This is a genomic window from Novosphingobium sediminis (genome assembly GCF_007991615.1).
Lineage (GTDB): Bacteria > Pseudomonadota > Alphaproteobacteria > Sphingomonadales > Sphingomonadaceae > Novosphingobium > Novosphingobium sediminis.
Genome location: NZ_BJYR01000021.1, coordinates 63,825 through 81,213, shown reverse-complemented (window position 1 = coordinate 81,213; position 17,389 = coordinate 63,825). Strand labels below are relative to the sequence as shown.

Below are 17,389 nucleotides of genomic sequence, written 5' to 3'. Positions count from 1 at the left end.
GCCAGAAGTCTTGCCTTGAACCGCATGTGCTGCCCTTCCCTTGTGAGGCTGGCAGGTTTGCATCTTTTCCTCGCCATTGCGAGCGCTGGTGTCGGGACGGGACCGGGCTCAGCTCCCGCAGCCGCCGCAGCCGCCGCCGCCGCAGCCCCCTCCCCCGCCGCTGCAGCCGCTGCTGCTAGTGGTGTCGCCGCCGCTTCCGGCACTGCGCATGCGGTGGAAATCGGAGAGGTACAAGCCGATGAGCACACTGGTACCAAACAATGCAACGGCCAACGGGGTCTCGTCGTTGGGCGTGGCACGGCGAAGGCGGGCGGCTGCGAAGCGAGCGTCAGCCAGGGCCGCCTTGCCGGCGCGGGTCCGGCGATCAACCGCTGCAAAACGCAAAGCGGCTACGACCGCCGTGACAGCAAGCAGCGCAGTGAGCATACCGACTGGCTTGTCGCGTAGCGTGCCAATACCCCACTTGGCCGCACCGAATAGGAACAGGAGCGCCGAAGGCGCGGTCTGGAGCAGGCGCATCTGGAGCAGGGTGGCAGGGTCCATCAGCAACCCGCGCTGGCTGAGCTTGTGTTCAGCATTCTCTGCGGGCCCAGTGACGGCAAGGAGCAGATCGCGCCAACGCACTGGCGAGCCTAGCGCGATAACGCGGCGTTCCGCCACAGTGCCGCCACCAGTCTGATCGCGGATTTGCAGCATGCCGTCGCTCTGCATGCTGGCCGCACCGGCAGACAACAGTCGAACCGCGACCGTTTCTGCAAAGCGTTCGCGGCCACCGGCGAGCAGCGCCAACTCGTCCTCGTTAGGGCGGTAGCCAGTTCGACCTTCAGGGCGCAGATAGCGGGGGATCAGGAACCCCGCGACCAGCGCGATCAGCGCAAGTTCGCCATAAAGCAGCAGAAATTCAGGGCCATTGAGGTCAAAAGGACCAAGACCGGTCATAGAACACTCCAGAGAGCATAAGTCAGGAGCGCCGCCAGCCCGCCGCCGAGAAGCCAGCGGTAGGGCAGGATCAGCGCTTCATGGGGGTGCACGCGCCGCGCCTTGGGATCGATCATTAGGCGGCGGCGCGCATCGGGCCAGATATCCTCGGGCGCGGGGCCGAATGCGGCCTCGTAGCTGCGCAGGGTCCGGGCATATTGGTCAAAGAAACGCTCGCCTTCCTCGCGGCCGCCCCTAGTGGGGCCGTGATGGAGGGCGCGGCCGAGCACCTCGGGGCAGAGGCGCTCCCAGTAGTCGCGCGTGTAGGTGAGGTGGAGGTGCCAGGCCTGATCGACGGCATCGGACGGGGTGACGGGATGCGCGGCGGTCATCGCGAGGTAGAGGAAGCGGCGGTACTCCTCGAACACGCGCGCGGCGTGTGCGGGGCTCCAGCCGTTTTCGCGGGCAAGGCGCTGGGTGAACGGCAGCGCTGCGTCTGCAGGGCCGACTTCGTAAGTTGAAAGGGAGAGCCACAGCGGGTCTGCTGTTGCCGATACGGACGAAGCGAAAGGCGCGTTCATCTATTCGTCCATATACAGCTCAAGTGTTACCGCTTCATGACCAATCGGGCGGCGTCCAGACGGCCTCCGGCGCGGCGCCGCGCGCGCGTTCGGCAGCCATTTCGGCGACGAGCCATTCGCGGAAGCGCTCGATCTTGCGCACGCTGTGGCGGCCCTCAGGGCGCACCAGCCAGAGCGATGCGGGGGTGAGATAGACTTGCGGGAAGGGCTGGACGAGCGTGCCTGCGGCGAGTTCGTCGCGCCAGAAGATCGGGGTCATCAAGGCCGCGCCGAAGCCGGAACCGGCGAGGCGGGCTTCCTCCAGCTGGCTATCGAGCGCGATGCCCGCGCGCGGGGGCACGGGCGGCGCGGGAACGCCAGCCGCCGCGAACCAACCTGCCCACCACGGATCCTCGGGTGCGAGGCGCTCGGCACGGAGCAGGTCTGCCGGTTCGCGGATGCCATGCGCTGAAATGAAGCCCGGCGAGCAGACCGGGGTGACATGGTAGCGCATGAGGAATTCGGCATGGAGGCCGGGCCATGGCCCCTGCCCCGACCGGATCGCGACGTCGATACCGTCCCGCGCGAAATCCGTGATGCGGCCGGTGGTGGCGAGGCGCAGCGCAAGATCGGGCATGGCGACCTGAAAGCGCCCGATCCGGGAACTGAGCCAGGTGCCGCCGAACGAGGGGATCGTGCTGATGGCGAGAATGCCGGTGTCATCCGCGCCGAGATCGGCAAAGGCGGCGGCGATATCGGCCAGCGCGGCGGAAATCGCCGGGGCGAGGCGGCGACCGGCTTCGGACAGGCGAACGCGGCCCTTATCGCGGATGAACAGCGGCCTGCCGACGCGGTCTTCCAATTGGCGGACCTGATAGCTGACCGCGGCCTGCGTCATCCCCAGCTCTTCCGCCGCTCGGCTGAAATTCTCCAGCCGAGCGGCGGCTTCGAACACACGAACGGCGGACAAAGGGGGAAGCTCAGGCATACTTCACAAATAAGGGCACCTTATAGGATATGCCAGAGCATTTGTTGGCCATGCACGCGCCGAGCCGGCACAATGCCCCCATCAGCAATGGAGATGAGCGATGATGGATGAACTGTGGAGCCGGGGTTGGGCCGAAGCCCACAAGGCAGCCTTGCAGGCGCGCGAAGATCTGGCGCGCAATGGCCGCCCGGTGCCGACGCTTTGGGATGATCTGCGCAAGCTGGTGCGTGATCTCATTTCGCCGCCGGTTACGGCCAAATGCAGCGAGACTTGCTGCGACCCGCAGACCTGTCAGTCGGCCGCGTAGGCCGCTGCGATCACCAGGCGCTCGCCGTTCCACTCGGGCACGGCTTCGGGGCGCATGGGGACCATGAAGCGTTTGGAATTGGCGCGCTCGATTTCGAGTACATCGCCAGCACCGAAATTCTCGACCGCGATGCAGGTGCCGAGCGCCTCACCCTCGGTCGAGACGGCGGCGAGGCCGATCAGATCGGTGTAATAGTATTCGCCTTCCGCCAGCGGCGGGAGGCTGGCGCGCGGCACCGTGAGCACGGTGCCGCGCAATTTTTCAGCCGCAGTGCGGTCTGCCACTTCAGCGAAACGGGCGATCGCGCCGCCCTTTCCGTCATCACGCAGCTTAGTGAGCGTGAGGGCACCGTCGTTGAAGGCCCGGTGAGCGTTGAGGTGGGACTTGAGGCTCTCCACCCCTTCCCCGAACAGCTTGAGCCGCACTTCGCCGCCCACGCCATGCGCACCGCTGATCGCGGCAAGCGTGACGGGGCGACCAATCATGCGGACTTAGCCTTCGGCCTGTTCGGCAGCGGCTTCTTCAGCCGGTGCTTCTTCGGCAGCCGGAGCAGCGGCAGCAGCAGCTGCGGCCTCTTCGGCCTCACGCTTGGCTTCTTCGGCCTCGGCGATCTTCTTGGCGCGGTCTTCAGCGCGCTCCTTGGCCTTCTTGCCGGGTTCGCCCTTGGCCGGGTTCACCGTGGCAGCGCGTTCCTTGATGCCAGCCTTGTCGAGCATGCGGGCGACGCGGTCGGTCGGCTGCGCGCCAACGCCGAGCCAGTAGCGCACGCGGTCTTCGACGAGGCGGACGCGGTTCGCATCATCCTTGGCGAGGAGCGGGTTGTAGGTGCCGACCTGCTCGAGGTAGGCGCCGTCGCGGGGCGAGCGGCTGTTGGCAACGACGACCTTGTAGTAGGGGCGCTTCTTGGAACCGCCACGCGAAAGACGAAGGGAAACCGACATAATTCAAACCTTTCCGAGTAAACTTGAAACTGAAACCGAAATCACTTTTTCCGAAGAAGATCGCCGAGGTTGGCGGGCATGTTGCCGCCGCCCAAACCGGGGAGGCCGGGCATTCCGCCCATCCCTGCCCCCATGCCGCCGCCAGGAAGCTGGCCGGGACCAGCGCCGCCAGCATCGCCGCCGCCGCCAAGACCGCCCATGCCGCCCCCAGGACCACCGGCGCCGAACATCGCAGCGAGGCCCTTGAGCCCGCCCATCTTGCGGATCTGCTTCATGGCTTTCGCCATTTCCATGTGCATCTTGATGAGCTTGTTGACGTCCTGCACCTGCGTGCCGGAGCCCTTCGCGACGCGGATCTTGCGCTTGGCGTTGAGCAGTTCGGGGCGCTCGCGCTCCTTGGGCGTCATCGAGCCGATGATCGCATCCATGTGGAGCAACACGCGGTCGTCCATGCCCGAGTTGGCCATGGCCTGCTTGGCCTTCTTCATGCCGGGCATGAGGCCCGCGAGCACGCCGAGGCCGCCCATGCGCTGCATCTGCTGAAGCTGCGTGCGCAGGTCGTTCATGTCGAACTGACCCTTGGCCATGCGCTGCGCGAGCTTCTCGGCCTCGTCGGCCTTGACCGTCGCGGCGGCCTTTTCGACGATGGAGACGATATCGCCCATGCCGAGGATGCGGCCGGCGACGCGCTCCGGGTTGAACTGCTCGATGGCGTCGAGCTTTTCACCGGTCGCCGCGAACTTGATCGGCTTGCCGGTGACGGCGCGCATCGAAAGCGCCGCACCGCCGCGCGCATCGCCGTCCATGCGGGTCAGCACGACACCGGTGAGATTGACCTCTCCGGCGAAGTTCTGCGCGACGTTGACCGCGTCCTGACCGGTCAGCGAGTCGACCACCAGCAGCGTTTCGCGCGGGGTCGAGACTTCGGCGACCGCCTTCATCTCGTCCATCAGCGCCTGATCGACGTGGAGGCGGCCCGCGGTATCGAGCATCAGCACATCGACCGCCTGCAGCTTCGCGGCATTGAGCGCGCGGCGGGCGATATCGACGGGCGACTGGCCAGCCACGATCGGCAGCGTGGCGACGCCTGCCTGCTCGCCCAGCACCGCAAGCTGTTCCTGCGCCGCCGGACGATTGACGTCGAGCGAGGCCATCAGGACCTTCTTGCCCTGCTTTTCCTTGAGCAGCTTGCCGATCTTGGCGGTCGTCGTCGTCTTGCCCGAGCCCTGCAAGCCGACCATCATGATAACGACGGGCGGCGTGGCGGCGAGATCGAGATCGGCGGTTTCCGAGCCCAGCATCTCGACCAGCGCGTCGTTGACGATCTTGACGACCTGCTGGCCGGGTGTGACCGACTTGAGCACCTGCTGGCCGGTGGCCTGCTCGGTTACCGAATCGACGAAGCGGCGAACGACCGGGAGCGCAACGTCTGCCTCGAGCAGCGCGATGCGCACTTCGCGCATGGCCGCCTGGACGTCTTCCTCGCGCAGCGCGCCGCGGCCGCGCAGGCGATCAAAAACGCCTCCAAGCCGGTCTGACAGACTATCGAACACGCGGTTTCGCTCCTTTTCCCGGTGGACCAATGGCAAAACGCGAAAAACGCCGGTGGGCGAAACCTCGCCGACCAGCGTATGGCGTCCATCACGGAGAACCGGGATAAAACTGACCTGCGCCGAGCATGCAGCCCATCGCAGTTGGGGCGCGCTTACGCCAATTGGCGCGGCGGGGCAAGTGCTTCGCTTTGCAGCCCGAAAGCAAGACGATCTTAACCGAAATTTCAGGCCAGATGGCTAAACATCCGGATCGGACCCGAAGGAATTGAGCAAGCCGATCATGGCGACGACTGGGCAAGACAAGACTGATCAGGCGGGGCACGCGGCACCGCTCGAACGCGCTGAGCGGGATCTCGTCGCGCTCGGCATCCTTGTTGCGGCCATTTTCCTGTTCGTCGGCACCGGGTCGACCGTGATGACCGGCATTGTCCGCAGTTGGATCTACGGTGTCGGCAGCCCGGACGTGCTGCTAACCAATGCCCTCATCCTCAACATCGCGCTGCTGATCTTCGGCTGGCGCCGCTATGCCGAATTGCAGACCGAAATCACCGAACGCCGCAAGGCCGAGGAAAACGCGACGCGGTTGGCGCGCACCGACGCGCTGACCGGCTGCCTCAATCGCCGCAGCCTTGACGAGGCGATCGCCGGGCTGATCGACGAGGCAGCGGAGTGCAATGAAGGCGTGGCGGTCATGATGATCGACCTCGACAAGTTCAAACGCTCCAACGACCTGCTCGGCCACAAGGTGGGCGATGCAGTACTGGTGGAGACCGCGCGCCGGATCGAGGCCCTGATGCCGCCCCGCGCCATCGTCGCGCGGCTCGGCGGCGATGAATTCATCTGCGCCGCAATTTTCGCGACGGGCAGCGAAAGCGCGATCGAGCGGTTGGCTGTGCGGATCAACAATGGCCTGGCCGAACCGATCGTTTCGGGCGGGCTGCGCGCGGAAGTCACGGCTTCGATCGGCATTGCGCAGGGCGCGGGCGGCGCGGTCCACAGTTCGGCGCAGGTGGCGCAGGATCTGCTCCACCGTGCAGACCTTGCGATGTATCAGGCCAAGCGGCGCGGGCGGAACCGCTTCGCGTGGTTCGAACAGAGCATGGAAAAGGAACTGCGCTTCCGCGGCGAGCTTGAGCAGGGCATCCGCGAGGGCCTGAAGCGCGGCGAATTCGTGCCGTACTACGAAAAGCAGATCGACCTCGAATCGGGCGAGATCACCGGCTTCGAGATGCTCGCCCGCTGGATATCCCCGCGCCACGGCATGGTGGGCCCGGAAGTGTTCATCCCGGTGGCCGAAGAGATCGGCCTGATCGCCGAGCTTTCCGAAACCCTCATCACGATGGCGCTGGAAGATGCCAAGGCGTGGGATGCGAGCCTTACGCTTTCGGTCAACATCTCGCCGCTGCAGCTGCGGGATCCGTGGTTTGCCCAGCGCCTGCTGAAGCTGCTGGTCGCGGCGAATTTCCCGCCGACCCGGCTGGAGATCGAGATTACCGAGACCTGCCTGCACGAGAACATCGCGGTGGTCCGCTCGCTCATCACCAGCCTGAAGAACCAGGGCATCCGCATCAGTCTCGACGATTTCGGCACCGGCTATTCGAGCCTTGCCCAATTGCGCACGCTGCCGTTCGACCGGATCAAGATCGACCGCAGCTTCGTTTCTTCTTTGGCGCGCAGTGCGGACAGCGCTTCGATTGTCGAGGCGATCTCCTCGCTTGGCCGGGGAATGGCGCTGCCGATCACCGCAGAAGGCGTTGAAAGCGCAGAAGTGCTCAGCGCATTGCGCCGGTTCGGCCAGTTCAAGGGTCAGGGCTATCTCTATGGCCAGCCGGCTTCGGCAGAGGCGGTGCGGCGCGAACTGGCGGCACAAGGCCTGCTGACGAGCGTGACAGACAGCGATCCGGCACCTGAAACGCCGAACGCGCGCAGCGCCTGAACCCGTTGCGCCCGGCGGCGCAGAGTCTTAGACGGGCGCCATGTCTGTCGCTTTTCACAAGATGCACGGCCTCGGCAACGATTTCATCGTGATCGACGCGCGAGCGGAGCCCGTGGCAATGTCCGCCGCGCGGGCCGCTGCGCTTGCCGATCGGCGCACCGGGATCGGCTGCGACCAGCTGATCGTGCTGGAGCCTTCATCCGCCGCCAATGTGCGCATGCGCATCTTCAACGCCGATGGCAGCGAAGTGGAAGCCTGCGGCAATGCCTCACGCGCGGTTGGCCTGCTGCTGGGCGGCGCGCAGCGGATCGAGACGCTGGGCGGGACGATCACCGCGACGGCAACCGCGGGCGGCGCCAGTGTCGATATGGGTCCGGCAAGGTTCGGCTGGGACGAAATCCCGCTGGCCTATGCGATGGATACCCTGTCCATGCCGGTTGGCTGGGAAGAGCTGGATAATCCGGCGGCGGTGAATGTGGGCAATCCGCACGTGGTGTTCTTCGTGCCCGACGTGGATGCGGTCGATCTTGCGCGGCTGGGGCCGATGATCGAAACCGATCCGCTGTTTCCGGAGAAGGTGAATGTCGGCGTCGCCTCAGTCCTGGGGCCGCGCCACATCAAGCTGCGCGTGTGGGAGCGCGGGGCCGGCTTGACCCGAGCCTGCGGGACAGGCGCCTGCGCGGCGGCGGTGCTGGCGATCAGGCGGAAGCTGGTGACGGGCCCGGTGCGTGTGGACCTGCCGGGCGGTCCGCTGGAAATCGCGTGGCAGGCGGGCGGCTCGATCCTGATGACGGGACCTGCCGCCTTCAGCTTTGCCGGCAGCTTCGATGAGGATGCATATCCGCTGTGAGCGATAGCGTGGTGACGCTCGGCTGCCGGCTCAACCTGGCCGAGAGCGAGGCGATCCGCAGCCTGATCGACGGCGCGGCGCAGCGCACGGTCGTGGTCAATTCGTGCGCCGTGACGGCCGAAGCCGTGCGGCAATCGCGCAGGGCAGTGCGGCGGCTGCGCGCGGCCAACCCCGATGCGCGGCTGCTGGTGACCGGCTGTGCCGCGACGATCACGCCGGACGACTTCACCCAAATGCCGGAAGTGGACGGCGTGGTGGCGAATGCGGTGAAGCTGGACGCGGCGGCGTGGCAGGCGCGACCTGCTCTGATCACACCCGCCCCTCCCACGGCGTCTCGCCATACCCGCGCATTCGTGCCGGTGCAGACGGGGTGCGATCATGCCTGCACGTTCTGCATCATCCCCGAGGGGCGCGGGAAGAGCGTATCGCAGCCGATCGGCGCAGTGCTGCGAGTGGTCGAAAGCCACCTCGCAGCGGGCGCGCGGGAAGTGGTGCTGACGGGCGTGGACGTAACCGGCTGGGGCGCGGACCTGCCCGATGGCCAGAGGTTGGGCGATCTGGTCGCCGCTATCCTTGCCGAGTTCCCTGCCCTCCCCCGCCTCCGGCTCTCCTCGCTCGACGGCGTGGAAATCGACGAACTGCTGTTCGAGCTGATCACCGGCGAGGCGCGGGTGATGCCGCATGTGCACCTTTCGCTGCAGGCTGGGCACGATCTGACTCTCAAGCGCATGAAGCGCCGCCATACGCGGGAGGAGGCTGTCGCCCTGTCTGAGCGGCTGCGCAGCGCGCGGCCCGATATCGCCATCGGCGCGGACCTCATCGCCGGATTTCCGACCGAGGATGAGGCAATGCATGCGGCCAATGTCGCCATCGTCGAGGACTGCGGGATCGTGCATGGCCACGTGTTCCCCTACTCTCCCCGCCCCGGCACCCCCGCCGCGCGCATGCCGCAGGTGCCGCCGCCGCTGGTGCGCGAGCGGGCCGCCGAAGTGCGTGCCGCGGTGGCCGCGACCCGCGCGCGCTGGCTGGAAAGTCTGGTGGGCGTGCCGCGCGAAGTGCTTGCCGAGCGCGACGGAACCGGCCATTCCCCCGAATTCGCGCCCTACCGGCTGCCTGATGGCACCGCGCCGGGCACACTCTTGACGCTGACCCCGACCCGTATCCGCGAAGGCCTGCTGGAATGACCCCCGACGAGAGCGCAACCACGAACGAGGCAGGTGGCTGGACGGATCGCCTGCTCGGCGGCCTGCGCAAGACATCCGAACGCCTGACCGAGAACCTCGCAGGCCTCGCGGGAGGCACGCGCCTCAGCGATGCGCAGCTCGATGACCTTGAGGACGCGCTGATCCTCTCGGACCTTGGCCCGCGCGCTGCCGGGCGCATCCGCGAGAAACTCGCGTCCACTCGCTTCGAGAAGGGCGTGGACGAGGCTGCGCTGGCCGAAGCCGTCGCCGGGGAAATCGCGGCGATCCTGCGCCCGGTGGCCAAGCCGCTCGAGATCATCGCCTTCCCGCGCCCGCAGGTGATCCTGGTGATCGGGGTCAACGGTTCGGGCAAGACGACGACCATCGCCAAGCTGGCACACCTGTTTCAGGAGCAGGACTATTCGGTGATGCTGGCGGCGGGCGATACCTTCCGCGCCGCCGCGATCGGCCAGCTGCGCGTGTGGGCGGACCGGCTGGGCATCGAGATCGTCTCGGGCGCGGAAGGGGGCGATCCGGCTTCCATCGTGTTCGACGCGGTGAAGGCCGCGACCGACAAGGGCATCGACGCGCTGATCGTCGACACCGCGGGCCGGCTGCACAACAAGCGCGAGCTGATGGACGAGCTTGCCAAGGTGCGCCGCGTGCTGGGCCGGCTCAATCCGGAAGCGCCGCATGATGTGGTGCTGGTGCTCGATGCGACCAACGGGCAGAACGCGCTGCAGCAGATCGAGATCTTCAAGGAAGTGGCTGGCGTTTCGGGCCTCATCATGACCAAGCTAGACGGCACTGCGCGCGGCGGCGTGCTGGTCGCGGCGGCGGAGCAGTATGGCCTCCCCATCCACGCCATCGGCGTTGGCGAAAAGATCGACGACTTGCGCCCGTTCGATCCCGACCTTGTCGCCAAGGTGATCGCAGGAGTGCTGCGGTGAACGACAGCAAGCCCAAATCCGCCCCCAAGTCCTCCTGGATCAACCTGCTGGTCGATTACGGGCCGCTGCTGGTGTTCTTCCTCGCCTACCGCTGGTTCAGCCCGAAAGATGCAGGCAGCCAGAGCCTTGGTGCGGTCGTGGCTGTCACCAAGTCGACCGTGGTGTTCATGGCCGCGACTGTGGCGGCGCTGGTGATCTCGAAGTGGCGGCTGGGCCATATCTCACCGATGCTATGGCTCTCGACCATCCTGATCGTGGGCTTCGGTTCGCTGACGGTGTTCCTCGGCGATCCGGTGTGGATCCAGATCAAGCCGACCGCGATCTACCTGCTGTTTTCTGCCGCCCTGTTTGGCGGCCTGTTCCGCGGCAAGGCGATGCTGCGCACCCTGCTGCAAAGCGCGTTCGACGGGCTTTCTGAGGAAGGCTGGCTCAAGCTTTCACGCAACTGGGCGTGGTTCTTCCTGTTCCTCGCCGGTCTCAACGAAGTGCTGCGCCACGTTGTGTCGTTCGACACCTGGCTGCTCGTGAAGCTGTGGGGGGTGAGCGCGCTCTCGTTCCTGTTCACCTTCGCCCAGATCCCGATGCTGCTGCGGCATGGCCTTGGCGAGGAAGCTGAGGCGGAGGTCGAACAGAACCCGCCAACTGGTTAATGCCTCGCACTAAAATGCAATGACAAGCGGGCCTTTTCCCGCATATGAACCACTGCGGACCGGCTGGGTGGCCGGACAGCCATCAAAAACCATCTCTTCGGGGGAAACATAAATGGCAAAGTTCTTCGGAAATCTTCATCTCGTCCTCGTGGTCGGCCTTGCCGCCGCGATCGGCGTGATGATCGCGTTCCACGCCAGCGCGCCGGTTGACGGCAATTCGTTGTTTCGCTGGGCGCACGCCTTCTTCGGCATCCTGTGGATCGGCCTGCTCTACTACCTGAACTTCGTGCAGGTGCCGACCATGCCCAAGATCCCGGCCGAGCAGAAGGGCGCGATCACCGGCCACATCGCGCCGAAGGTGTTCTTCTTCTTCCGCTACGGCGCTCTGCTGACGCTGATTACCGGCCTCGGCATCTCGATCGTCGACGGTTACGGCCATGAAGCGCTGATGTTCAGCGGCGAAGGTAACGTCAAGCTGATCGGCGTCGGCATGTGGCTCGCCATCATCATGGCGTTCAACGTGTGGTTCATCATCTGGCCGGCCCAGAAGAAGATCCTCGGCATCGTCGAAGCGACCGCCGAAGAGAAGGCCGCTGTGGCGCCCCGCGCGCTCTATGCCAGCCGCACCAACCTGCTGCTCTCGCTGCCGATGCTCTACTGCATGGTGAGCGCGAACCTCGGCTGATCCTTCAGCTTTAGGTTGCCGACAAGCGGCGCGGGTGCCTTCGGGCTCCCGCGCCGTTTTCGTTTGGGGGATGGGATTGGCTCTCTGGCCGCCCTGGACGGCGTCGTCGGCTGAGCCTCCTCGCCATGACGAGGAGCGGCTCCCTCAGATCTTCAGCTGGCTGCCGAGTTCGACCACGCGGTTGGTCGGCAGGCGGAAGAAGCCCATCGCGTCCGCTGCATTGCGCAGCATCCACGCGAAGAGCATTTCACGCCACAGCGCCATGCCGGGCACGTCCGCCGGGATCAGCGTCTGGCGGGAGAGGAAGAAGCTGGTGCGCATCATGTCGAATGGTTCACCGCAGACTGAAACGCTGCCCAGCGCCGCCGGAACGTCGGTCTCTTCCATGAAGCCGAAGCGCAGGATCAGCCGGTAGAAGCCCTGCCCGAAGTCCTTGACCTGCGCCCGGTCTGACGCCTCGACCATCGGCACGTCGGCGATCTGTACGGTGAGGACGACCACGCGCTCGTGCAGCACCTTGTTGTGCTTGATGTTGTGAAGCAGTGCGGAAGGCACACCCGCCGCCGCTGAGGCCATGAACACCGCGGTGCCCGGCACGCGCGCGGCGCTGGTGTGGGCGGAACGGGTGAACACCTCCAGCGGCAGCGCGCCTTCGGCCATGTGCTGGCGCATCAGGGTACGCCCGCGCGACCAGGTGGTAAGCAGCGTGAAGATCGCCGTGCCCATCAAGAGCGGCACCCAGCCGCCATCGGGGATCTTGGCAAGGTTCGCGCCGAGGTAGGTTGCATCGATCACGAAGAACAGGCCGAGCAGCGGCACAGCGAACACCGGCTTCCAGCGCCACAGCTTGAACAGCACCACCGCCAGCAGGATGTTGTCGATCAGCATCGCACCCGTCACCGCGATGCCATAGGCGGCGGTGAGATTGCGCGAACGCTCGAACACCAGCACCAGCACGATCACCGCGATCATCAGCACCCAGTTGATCGTGGGGATGTAGATCTGGCCCGCGCTCGCGGAAGTGTGGCGGATCGTCATGCGCGGGATGAAGCCGAGCTGGATCGCCTGCTGCGTGACGAGGAACGCGCCCGAGATCACGGCCTTCGCGGCAATCACAGCAGCGGTCGTCGCGATCAGCAGCAGCGGCCATTCGAAGCCCGGAGGTGCGAGCAGGTAGAACGGGCTGTGGATCGCGCTGGGATCGCGCAGCAGCAGCGCGGCCTGCCCGAGATAGTTGAACACCAGCGACGGCAGCACGAAGACCAGCCACGAAACACGGATCGGCGCTCGGCCGAACTGGCCCATATCGGCATAGAGCGCCTCGGCCCCGGTCACCGCGAGCACGGCGGTGCCCATCGCGATGAAGCCGTGCCACGGATCGGCCATGAACATAGCCAGCGCCCACTGCGGCGAGAGCGCGAAGATGACGCCCGGATCCTGCGCGATGCTGCGCAGGCCGAGCAGCGAGATCGTGGCGAAGTAGAGCAGCATGAACGGCCCCGCCCAGCGCGATGCCCAGTTGATGCGCGAGCCGGTATGCTGGCTCTTGATGACGAACAGCGCGATCACGATGGCGACCACGAGCGGCACGACCACGCCATGCAGCGAGCCGTTGTAGACCGAGATGCCCTCGACCGCGCTCATGATCGAGACGGCCGGCGTGAGCATCGAATCGCTGTAGAACAGCGCCGTGGCGAGCACACCGAGCAGGACCACGCCCTTGCCCCAACGGCGCCCCGTGCCCTGCTGATTGATCAGCGCGAGAAGCGCGAGGCTGCCGCCCGAACCCTTGTTGTCCGCGCGCATGATGACCGTGACGTACTTGAGCGTCACGATCAGCATCATCGACCAGAACATCAGGCTGACGATGCCGAAGATGTGCAGCCGGTCGAGCGGGAGGGGATGGTGCCCGGCAAAGGTATCGCGCAGCGCGTAGAGCGGGCTGGTGCCGATATCACCGAAAACGACACCGATCGCGCCGACCGCAAGGCCGAGCGCGCCGACTTGCTTCACTGCTGGCACTGACGCATCCGCGGCGCACGGGGCTCCGCTCTCGGGTGCTGCGTCAACCACGGCTTCGTTCATTGTCAGCAAGCCCCCGGGCCTTGGCCCAAACCACCGAGATCATGGCACAATAGCACAATCGACCCCGGACGGCGGCGCGCTTTAGCACCGGCCCATGGCGCTCGCAATGGGATGCACAGCACTGTCAGTAACGCCGCTGCGGCAGGTCAAGTTACTGAAAAACAGGCATTACTGCTGCGAAGACTTGGTGCCGGGTGGCGGTACAGCCGGAGCGCCCTGCACAGCCCCCTGCATCTGGGCCTGTTCCGCGATCATCGAGTCGAGCCGCTGGAGCCGTTCCTGCAGGTCGGCACGGTAGGGTGCATCGGCAGGAGAGCGCGCGAGGAGCTCGGCCCAGAGCGCCCGCGCCTCGGCAAGTCGTCCGCCCTGCGCGAGCGCAAGGCCCATGAAGAACGGCGGGCCGGGATGATCCGGCGCGATGTTCGCCGCCTTCTGGAACGCGAATTGCGCGGCGGGCGTCATCACGCCATCGGTGTGACCGACGAGGGTGTTGCCGAGCGCAACCCACAAGTCCGCATCGTTGGGCGACTTGGCGATGGCCTTGCGCAGGATTTCGGATGCCGCGCCGAACTGGCCCTGCCGGGTCAGCGCATCGGCGAGGATGAGCCACGACTGGCCCTGCCCGAAGGCGGCGCCCATCTGCTGGCGTTCCTTGATGAGCGTCTGATCGGCGAGCTTGGCGTTTTCGACCGGGGCCTGCGGGGCACCGGCAAGGCCGGGATGGCCTTGCAGCGCATAGCCCGAAACGCCGAATAGCAGCGCGGCGGCGGTGATTTCCCAGCCGGTGCGCGGCAGTTTTAGCACGAAGATCATCACGCCGAGGACAAGCACCGCGATGACGAGAATGAAGACCCAGGTCATGCGCCCTTCCTCCGGCGAAAACGGCCGCGCAGCAGGAACGCCGCCAGCGCGAGGAACAGGAGCGGCGCGGCGAACAGCGGCCACGTGATCGGCTTCACCTGCGGCGTGTAGCTCACGTAATCGCCATAGCGCTCGATCAGCCACTGGCGGATCGCCTCGGGATCCTCACCGGCGGCGATGCGGGTGCGCACCTGATGGCGCATGTCGCCGGCCATCGGCGCATCGGAATCGGCGATCGACTGGCTCTGGCACTTGAGGCAGCGCAGCGTCTCCATCAGCGCCTGCGCCTTGGCTTCCTGCTTGGGGTCCGCCAGCTGCTTGTAGGCATAGGGCGCGGGCGGGAGCATATCCTGCGCGGCAAGGGGCGCCGACAGTGCGAACAATGCCAGCAAGGCGAGCAGCAGACCGCGCATCACTGACCTGCCTCCGCCAGCTTGCGCAGGATCAGCGGGATGTCTTCCTGCCGGATATCGCCGATGTGCTGGTAGCGGATGATCCCCTTGCCATCGATAACGAACGTCTCGGGCACGCCGGAGGAGCCGATGGCGAGCTGTACCTGGCTGAGATCATCCTTGCCGATGCGCTTGAAGGGATTGCCGTATTGCTTGAGGAAGCCGGCGACATCCTCCTTGCGATCGCGAATGGCAACGCCGTCGATCTCCACGCCCTGCTGCGCCAGCGCGGCGAGCTGTGGCGCCTCGACCTTGCAGGGGAAGCACCAGCTGGCGAAGACATTGAGGAGGCGCGGCTTGCCATCCTGCTTGAACACCGTGGTGGCGAGGCCGGGGCGGTCCTCCGAAGCGGGCGGCAGATCGAAGGCGGGGAGCGGCTTGCCGATGAAGGCGCTCGAAACCTCGCGGTCAGCTGGCCAGTAGAGCCCGACCACGACGAGCACGAGGAAGGCGGCAAACAGGCCCAGCGGGAGCCAGACGGCGATGCCCGGACGCTTGCTCGGGACAGGCTCGCTCATCGGCCCTGCCTTTCGCGGCGGTAGGCGATCTTGTCGACAGCCACGAGCCGCTTCACATCGCGCGCAACGCGGCCAAGGAGGGCAAGCAGACCGCCGAGCGCGACAAGTGCGCCGCCATACCAGATCATCGGCACGAAGGGCTTCCACCAGAAGCGCATCTGCCAGCGCCCATCGTCACCCTCTTCGCCGAGCACCGCATAGAGCTGGCCGTTCCAACGGGTGAGCAGCGCGCTTTCGGTGCGGTTGCCCGGGGGATTGGCAAAAGTGCGCGCCTGCGGATGGAGAATGGTCGGCTCACCGCCCGAATAGCTGGCGGAGACGGTGGCTTCGAGCGCGGTCCAGTTGGGGCCGGCGATGGGGCCGATATCCTGCAGCGTGACCTTGAACGGGCCAACCTGCTGGCTGTCGCCGGGGTTCATCGCGGCGAGGCGCTCGGTCGAGAAAGCGCCTTCGCTTGCCATGCCGAACAAGGCGACGGCGATGCCGAAGTGCGCGACCACCATGCCATAGATCGGCAGCGGCGTGCGGCGCAGGTTGCGGCCGACGAGCGGCTGGAAGGAGGCGACCGCAAGACCCGGCGCGATGGCGAGGCCGAGCGCGGGCAGCAAGTTGATCGGAGCGAAGATCAGTTCGACGGCGAGCAGCGCGGCGGCGGACACCAGCGCGGGCACGGCGACTTGCCAGGTGATCCGGCCACCCTTGTCCTCACGCCAGCGCAGCACGGGGCCAACCGCCATGACCATCATCATCGGGATCGCGAAGACGGACGAGACCGGGTTGAAATAGGGCGGGCCGACCGAGACCTTCACGCCCATCGCCTCGGTCAGCAGCGGATAAAGCGTGCCGACGAGGACGATGCCGAGAATGCCGCAGAGCATCACGTTGTTGAACACAAGGCTCGATTCGCGGCTGAACACAGCAAAGCGCGCGCCTTCGGTTACGGTGCTGGCGCGCAGGCCGAAGAGGAGCAGCGCGCCGCCGATGTAGATCGCCAGCAGCGCGAGGATGAAAGTGCCGCGCGTGGGATCGACCGCGAAGGCGTGGACCGAGGTGAGAATGCCCGAGCGGACGAGGAAGGTGCCCACCATCGACATCGAGAAGGCAACCACGCCGAGCATCACCGTCCACGTGCGCAGCGCATTGCGCGCGGCGAGCACGCTGCACGAATGAAGCAGCGCGGTGGCGGCGAGCCACGGCATCAGCGAGGCGTTCTCTACCGGGTCCCAGAACCACCAACCGCCCCAGCCGAGCGTGTAGTAGGCCCAGTACGAACCGGCGGTGATGCCGAGCGTGAGGAAGATCCACGCGCCGAGCACCCACGGACGCATCGCGCGGGCGAACGCGGGGCCGACATCGCGCGTGACGAGCGCACCAATCGCGAAGCTGAACGCGATCGAGAGGCCGACATAGCCGACGTAGAGCGTGGGCGGATGGAAGGCGAGGCCGATGTCCTGCAGCAGCGGATTGAGCCCGGCCCCTTCAGGCGCGGGCTCCGGCAGGCGCTCGAACGGGTTCGAGGCGAGCAAAAGGAACGCATAGAAGCCAAGGCTGACGAAGGCCTGACCGGCCAGCGTGGCGATCAGCGTGTTTTCAGGCAGGCGCTTTTCGATGAGCGCGACGAAACCGCCCGCAAGGCTCATGATCGTCACCCACATCAGCATCGAGCCTTCGTGGTTGCCCCAGGTGCCCGCCAGCTTGAAGATGAACGGTTTCGCCGAATGGCTGTTTTCCGCAACGAGCTTGACCGACAAGTCGGTGCTCAGGAACAGCCAGATCAGTGCGGCGAAGGCGCAGGCGACCAGCGCGCCCTGCAGTATCGCAACGGGGCGGACCACGCCAGCGAGATGCGCAGTGGCTGGCCGAAGCGCGAGCGCGCCAGCAACCAACTGGAGCACGGCAAGCGCCGCCGCCATCCACAGCACGGCAAGACCCAGCTCAGCAATCATGGGGT

Annotated in this window: 18 protein-coding genes; 7 read left to right on the top strand and 11 right to left on the bottom strand. The window is 66.1% G+C overall.

The window, feature by feature from the left end:
• Positions 1 to 108 precede the first annotated feature (108 nt).
• The 3 genes from NSE01_RS16185 to NSE01_RS16175 are packed head-to-tail and all read right to left on the bottom strand — an operon-like array spanning position 109 to position 2,448.
• Positions 109 to 939, bottom strand: a complete 831-nt coding sequence (locus NSE01_RS16185; RefSeq protein ID WP_147160691.1) for a TIGR04222 domain-containing membrane protein — start codon at positions 937 to 939, stop codon at positions 109 to 111.
• Positions 936 to 1,499 carry a glycine-rich domain-containing protein gene (locus tag NSE01_RS16180; protein ID WP_147160690.1) on the bottom strand — a complete coding sequence of 188 codons (564 nt, stop codon included), beginning with the start codon at positions 1,497 to 1,499 and terminating at the stop codon, positions 936 to 938. Before NSE01_RS16180 ends, NSE01_RS16185 begins: the two co-directional genes overlap by 4 nt.
• Before the next feature lie 34 nt (positions 1,500 to 1,533).
• Positions 1,534 to 2,448, bottom strand: coding sequence for a LysR substrate-binding domain-containing protein (locus NSE01_RS16175; protein WP_307725992.1), 915 nt, complete (start codon positions 2,446 to 2,448; stop codon positions 1,534 to 1,536).
• 118 nt (positions 2,449 to 2,566) lie between these two features.
• Between NSE01_RS16175 and NSE01_RS16170 the strand changes: the two genes are divergently transcribed.
• On the top strand, positions 2,567 to 2,773 hold the full coding sequence (locus tag NSE01_RS16170) for a hypothetical protein (protein ID WP_147160688.1): 207 nt from the start codon (positions 2,567 to 2,569) through the stop codon (positions 2,771 to 2,773).
• On the opposite strand, the gene rimM is transcribed toward NSE01_RS16170, so the two are convergent.
• Genes rimM through ffh form a run of 3 tightly spaced genes read right to left on the bottom strand, consistent with a single transcriptional unit; the run spans position 2,758 to position 5,267 of the window.
• Positions 2,758 to 3,258, bottom strand: a complete 501-nt coding sequence (rimM, locus tag NSE01_RS16165) for a ribosome maturation factor RimM (RefSeq protein WP_147160687.1) — start codon at positions 3,256 to 3,258, stop codon at positions 2,758 to 2,760. The two genes, NSE01_RS16170 and rimM, sit on opposite strands and share 16 nt — an antisense overlap.
• Before the next feature lie 6 nt (positions 3,259 to 3,264).
• Complete coding sequence (rpsP, locus tag NSE01_RS16160; RefSeq protein WP_147160686.1) at positions 3,265 to 3,714, bottom strand: 30S ribosomal protein S16; 450 nt, start codon at positions 3,712 to 3,714, stop codon at positions 3,265 to 3,267.
• Between the two features lie 41 nt (positions 3,715 to 3,755).
• A complete protein-coding gene (gene ffh, locus NSE01_RS16155; RefSeq protein ID WP_147160685.1) occupies positions 3,756 to 5,267 on the bottom strand; it encodes a signal recognition particle protein in 1,512 nt (503 codons plus the stop codon).
• A gap of 280 nt (positions 5,268 to 5,547) precedes the next feature.
• Between ffh and NSE01_RS16150 the strand changes: the two genes are divergently transcribed.
• From NSE01_RS16150 to NSE01_RS16125, 6 genes are all read left to right on the top strand, one after another.
• Entirely contained in the window at positions 5,548 to 7,203 is a 1,656-nt protein-coding gene (locus NSE01_RS16150; protein WP_147160684.1) for a putative bifunctional diguanylate cyclase/phosphodiesterase, read from the top strand.
• 40 nt (positions 7,204 to 7,243) lie between these two features.
• A complete protein-coding gene (dapF, locus tag NSE01_RS16145) occupies positions 7,244 to 8,053 on the top strand; it encodes a diaminopimelate epimerase (RefSeq protein ID WP_147160683.1) in 810 nt (269 codons plus the stop codon).
• Positions 8,050 to 9,237 (top strand): MiaB/RimO family radical SAM methylthiotransferase, encoded by a 1,188-nt coding sequence (locus NSE01_RS16140; protein WP_147160682.1) that lies wholly within the window; start codon positions 8,050 to 8,052, stop codon positions 9,235 to 9,237. Before dapF ends, NSE01_RS16140 begins: the two co-directional genes overlap by 4 nt.
• Entirely contained in the window at positions 9,234 to 10,187 is a 954-nt protein-coding gene (ftsY, locus tag NSE01_RS16135) for a signal recognition particle-docking protein FtsY (protein ID WP_147160681.1), read from the top strand. The genes NSE01_RS16140 and ftsY overlap by 4 nt, the downstream gene beginning before the upstream one ends.
• Positions 10,184 to 10,837 carry an inner membrane-spanning protein YciB gene (locus NSE01_RS16130; RefSeq protein ID WP_147160680.1) on the top strand — a complete coding sequence of 218 codons (654 nt, stop codon included), beginning with the start codon at positions 10,184 to 10,186 and terminating at the stop codon, positions 10,835 to 10,837. Before ftsY ends, NSE01_RS16130 begins: the two co-directional genes overlap by 4 nt.
• A 112-nt stretch (positions 10,838 to 10,949) precedes the next feature.
• Positions 10,950 to 11,522 (top strand): urate hydroxylase PuuD, encoded by a 573-nt coding sequence (locus tag NSE01_RS16125; RefSeq protein ID WP_147160679.1) that lies wholly within the window; start codon positions 10,950 to 10,952, stop codon positions 11,520 to 11,522.
• Positions 11,523 to 11,666: 144 nt separating this feature from the next.
• On the opposite strand, the gene NSE01_RS16120 is transcribed toward NSE01_RS16125, so the two are convergent.
• From NSE01_RS16120 to NSE01_RS16100, 5 genes are all read right to left on the bottom strand, one after another.
• A complete protein-coding gene (locus NSE01_RS16120; RefSeq protein WP_147160678.1) occupies positions 11,667 to 13,607 on the bottom strand; it encodes a potassium transporter Kup in 1,941 nt (646 codons plus the stop codon).
• A 168-nt stretch (positions 13,608 to 13,775) separates the two neighbouring features.
• On the bottom strand, positions 13,776 to 14,468 hold the full coding sequence (locus tag NSE01_RS16115) for a tetratricopeptide repeat protein (RefSeq protein ID WP_147160677.1): 693 nt from the start codon (positions 14,466 to 14,468) through the stop codon (positions 13,776 to 13,778).
• Positions 14,465 to 14,881: a cytochrome c-type biogenesis protein gene (locus tag NSE01_RS16110; protein WP_147160676.1), complete on the bottom strand. Its 417-nt coding sequence runs from the start codon at positions 14,879 to 14,881 to the stop codon at positions 14,465 to 14,467. Before NSE01_RS16110 ends, NSE01_RS16115 begins: the two co-directional genes overlap by 4 nt.
• Complete coding sequence (locus NSE01_RS16105; RefSeq protein WP_147160675.1) at positions 14,881 to 15,438, bottom strand: DsbE family thiol:disulfide interchange protein; 558 nt, start codon at positions 15,436 to 15,438, stop codon at positions 14,881 to 14,883. Before NSE01_RS16105 ends, NSE01_RS16110 begins: the two co-directional genes overlap by 1 nt.
• Positions 15,435 to 17,384 (bottom strand): heme lyase CcmF/NrfE family subunit, encoded by a 1,950-nt coding sequence (locus NSE01_RS16100; RefSeq protein ID WP_147160674.1) that lies wholly within the window; start codon positions 17,382 to 17,384, stop codon positions 15,435 to 15,437. Before NSE01_RS16100 ends, NSE01_RS16105 begins: the two co-directional genes overlap by 4 nt.
• Positions 17,385 to 17,389 lie beyond the last annotated feature (5 nt).

Bases quoted from the DNA above. Each gene is read 5' to 3' on its own strand.
- NSE01_RS16185 (WP_147160691.1), bottom strand. From the start codon at position 939: ATGACCGGTCTTGGTCCTTTTGACCTCAATGGCCCTGAATTTCTGCTG.
- NSE01_RS16180 (WP_147160690.1), bottom strand. From the start codon at position 1,499: ATGAACGCGCCTTTCGCTTCGTCCGTATCGGCAACAGCAGACCCGCTG.
- NSE01_RS16170 (WP_147160688.1), top strand. From the start codon at position 2,567: ATGATGGATGAACTGTGGAGCCGGGGTTGGGCCGAAGCCCACAAGGCA.
- rimM (WP_147160687.1), bottom strand. From the start codon at position 3,258: ATGATTGGTCGCCCCGTCACGCTTGCCGCGATCAGCGGTGCGCATGGC.
- rpsP (WP_147160686.1), bottom strand. From the start codon at position 3,714: ATGTCGGTTTCCCTTCGTCTTTCGCGTGGCGGTTCCAAGAAGCGCCCC.
- NSE01_RS16150 (WP_147160684.1), top strand. From the start codon at position 5,548: ATGGCGACGACTGGGCAAGACAAGACTGATCAGGCGGGGCACGCGGCA.
- dapF (WP_147160683.1), top strand. From the start codon at position 7,244: ATGTCTGTCGCTTTTCACAAGATGCACGGCCTCGGCAACGATTTCATC.
- ftsY (WP_147160681.1), top strand. From the start codon at position 9,234: ATGACCCCCGACGAGAGCGCAACCACGAACGAGGCAGGTGGCTGGACG.
- NSE01_RS16125 (WP_147160679.1), top strand. From the start codon at position 10,950: ATGGCAAAGTTCTTCGGAAATCTTCATCTCGTCCTCGTGGTCGGCCTT.
- NSE01_RS16120 (WP_147160678.1), bottom strand. From the start codon at position 13,607: ATGAACGAAGCCGTGGTTGACGCAGCACCCGAGAGCGGAGCCCCGTGC.
- NSE01_RS16115 (WP_147160677.1), bottom strand. From the start codon at position 14,468: ATGACCTGGGTCTTCATTCTCGTCATCGCGGTGCTTGTCCTCGGCGTG.
- NSE01_RS16110 (WP_147160676.1), bottom strand. From the start codon at position 14,881: ATGCGCGGTCTGCTGCTCGCCTTGCTGGCATTGTTCGCACTGTCGGCG.
- NSE01_RS16105 (WP_147160675.1), bottom strand. From the start codon at position 15,438: ATGAGCGAGCCTGTCCCGAGCAAGCGTCCGGGCATCGCCGTCTGGCTC.
- NSE01_RS16100 (WP_147160674.1), bottom strand. From the start codon at position 17,384: ATGATTGCTGAGCTGGGTCTTGCCGTGCTGTGGATGGCGGCGGCGCTT.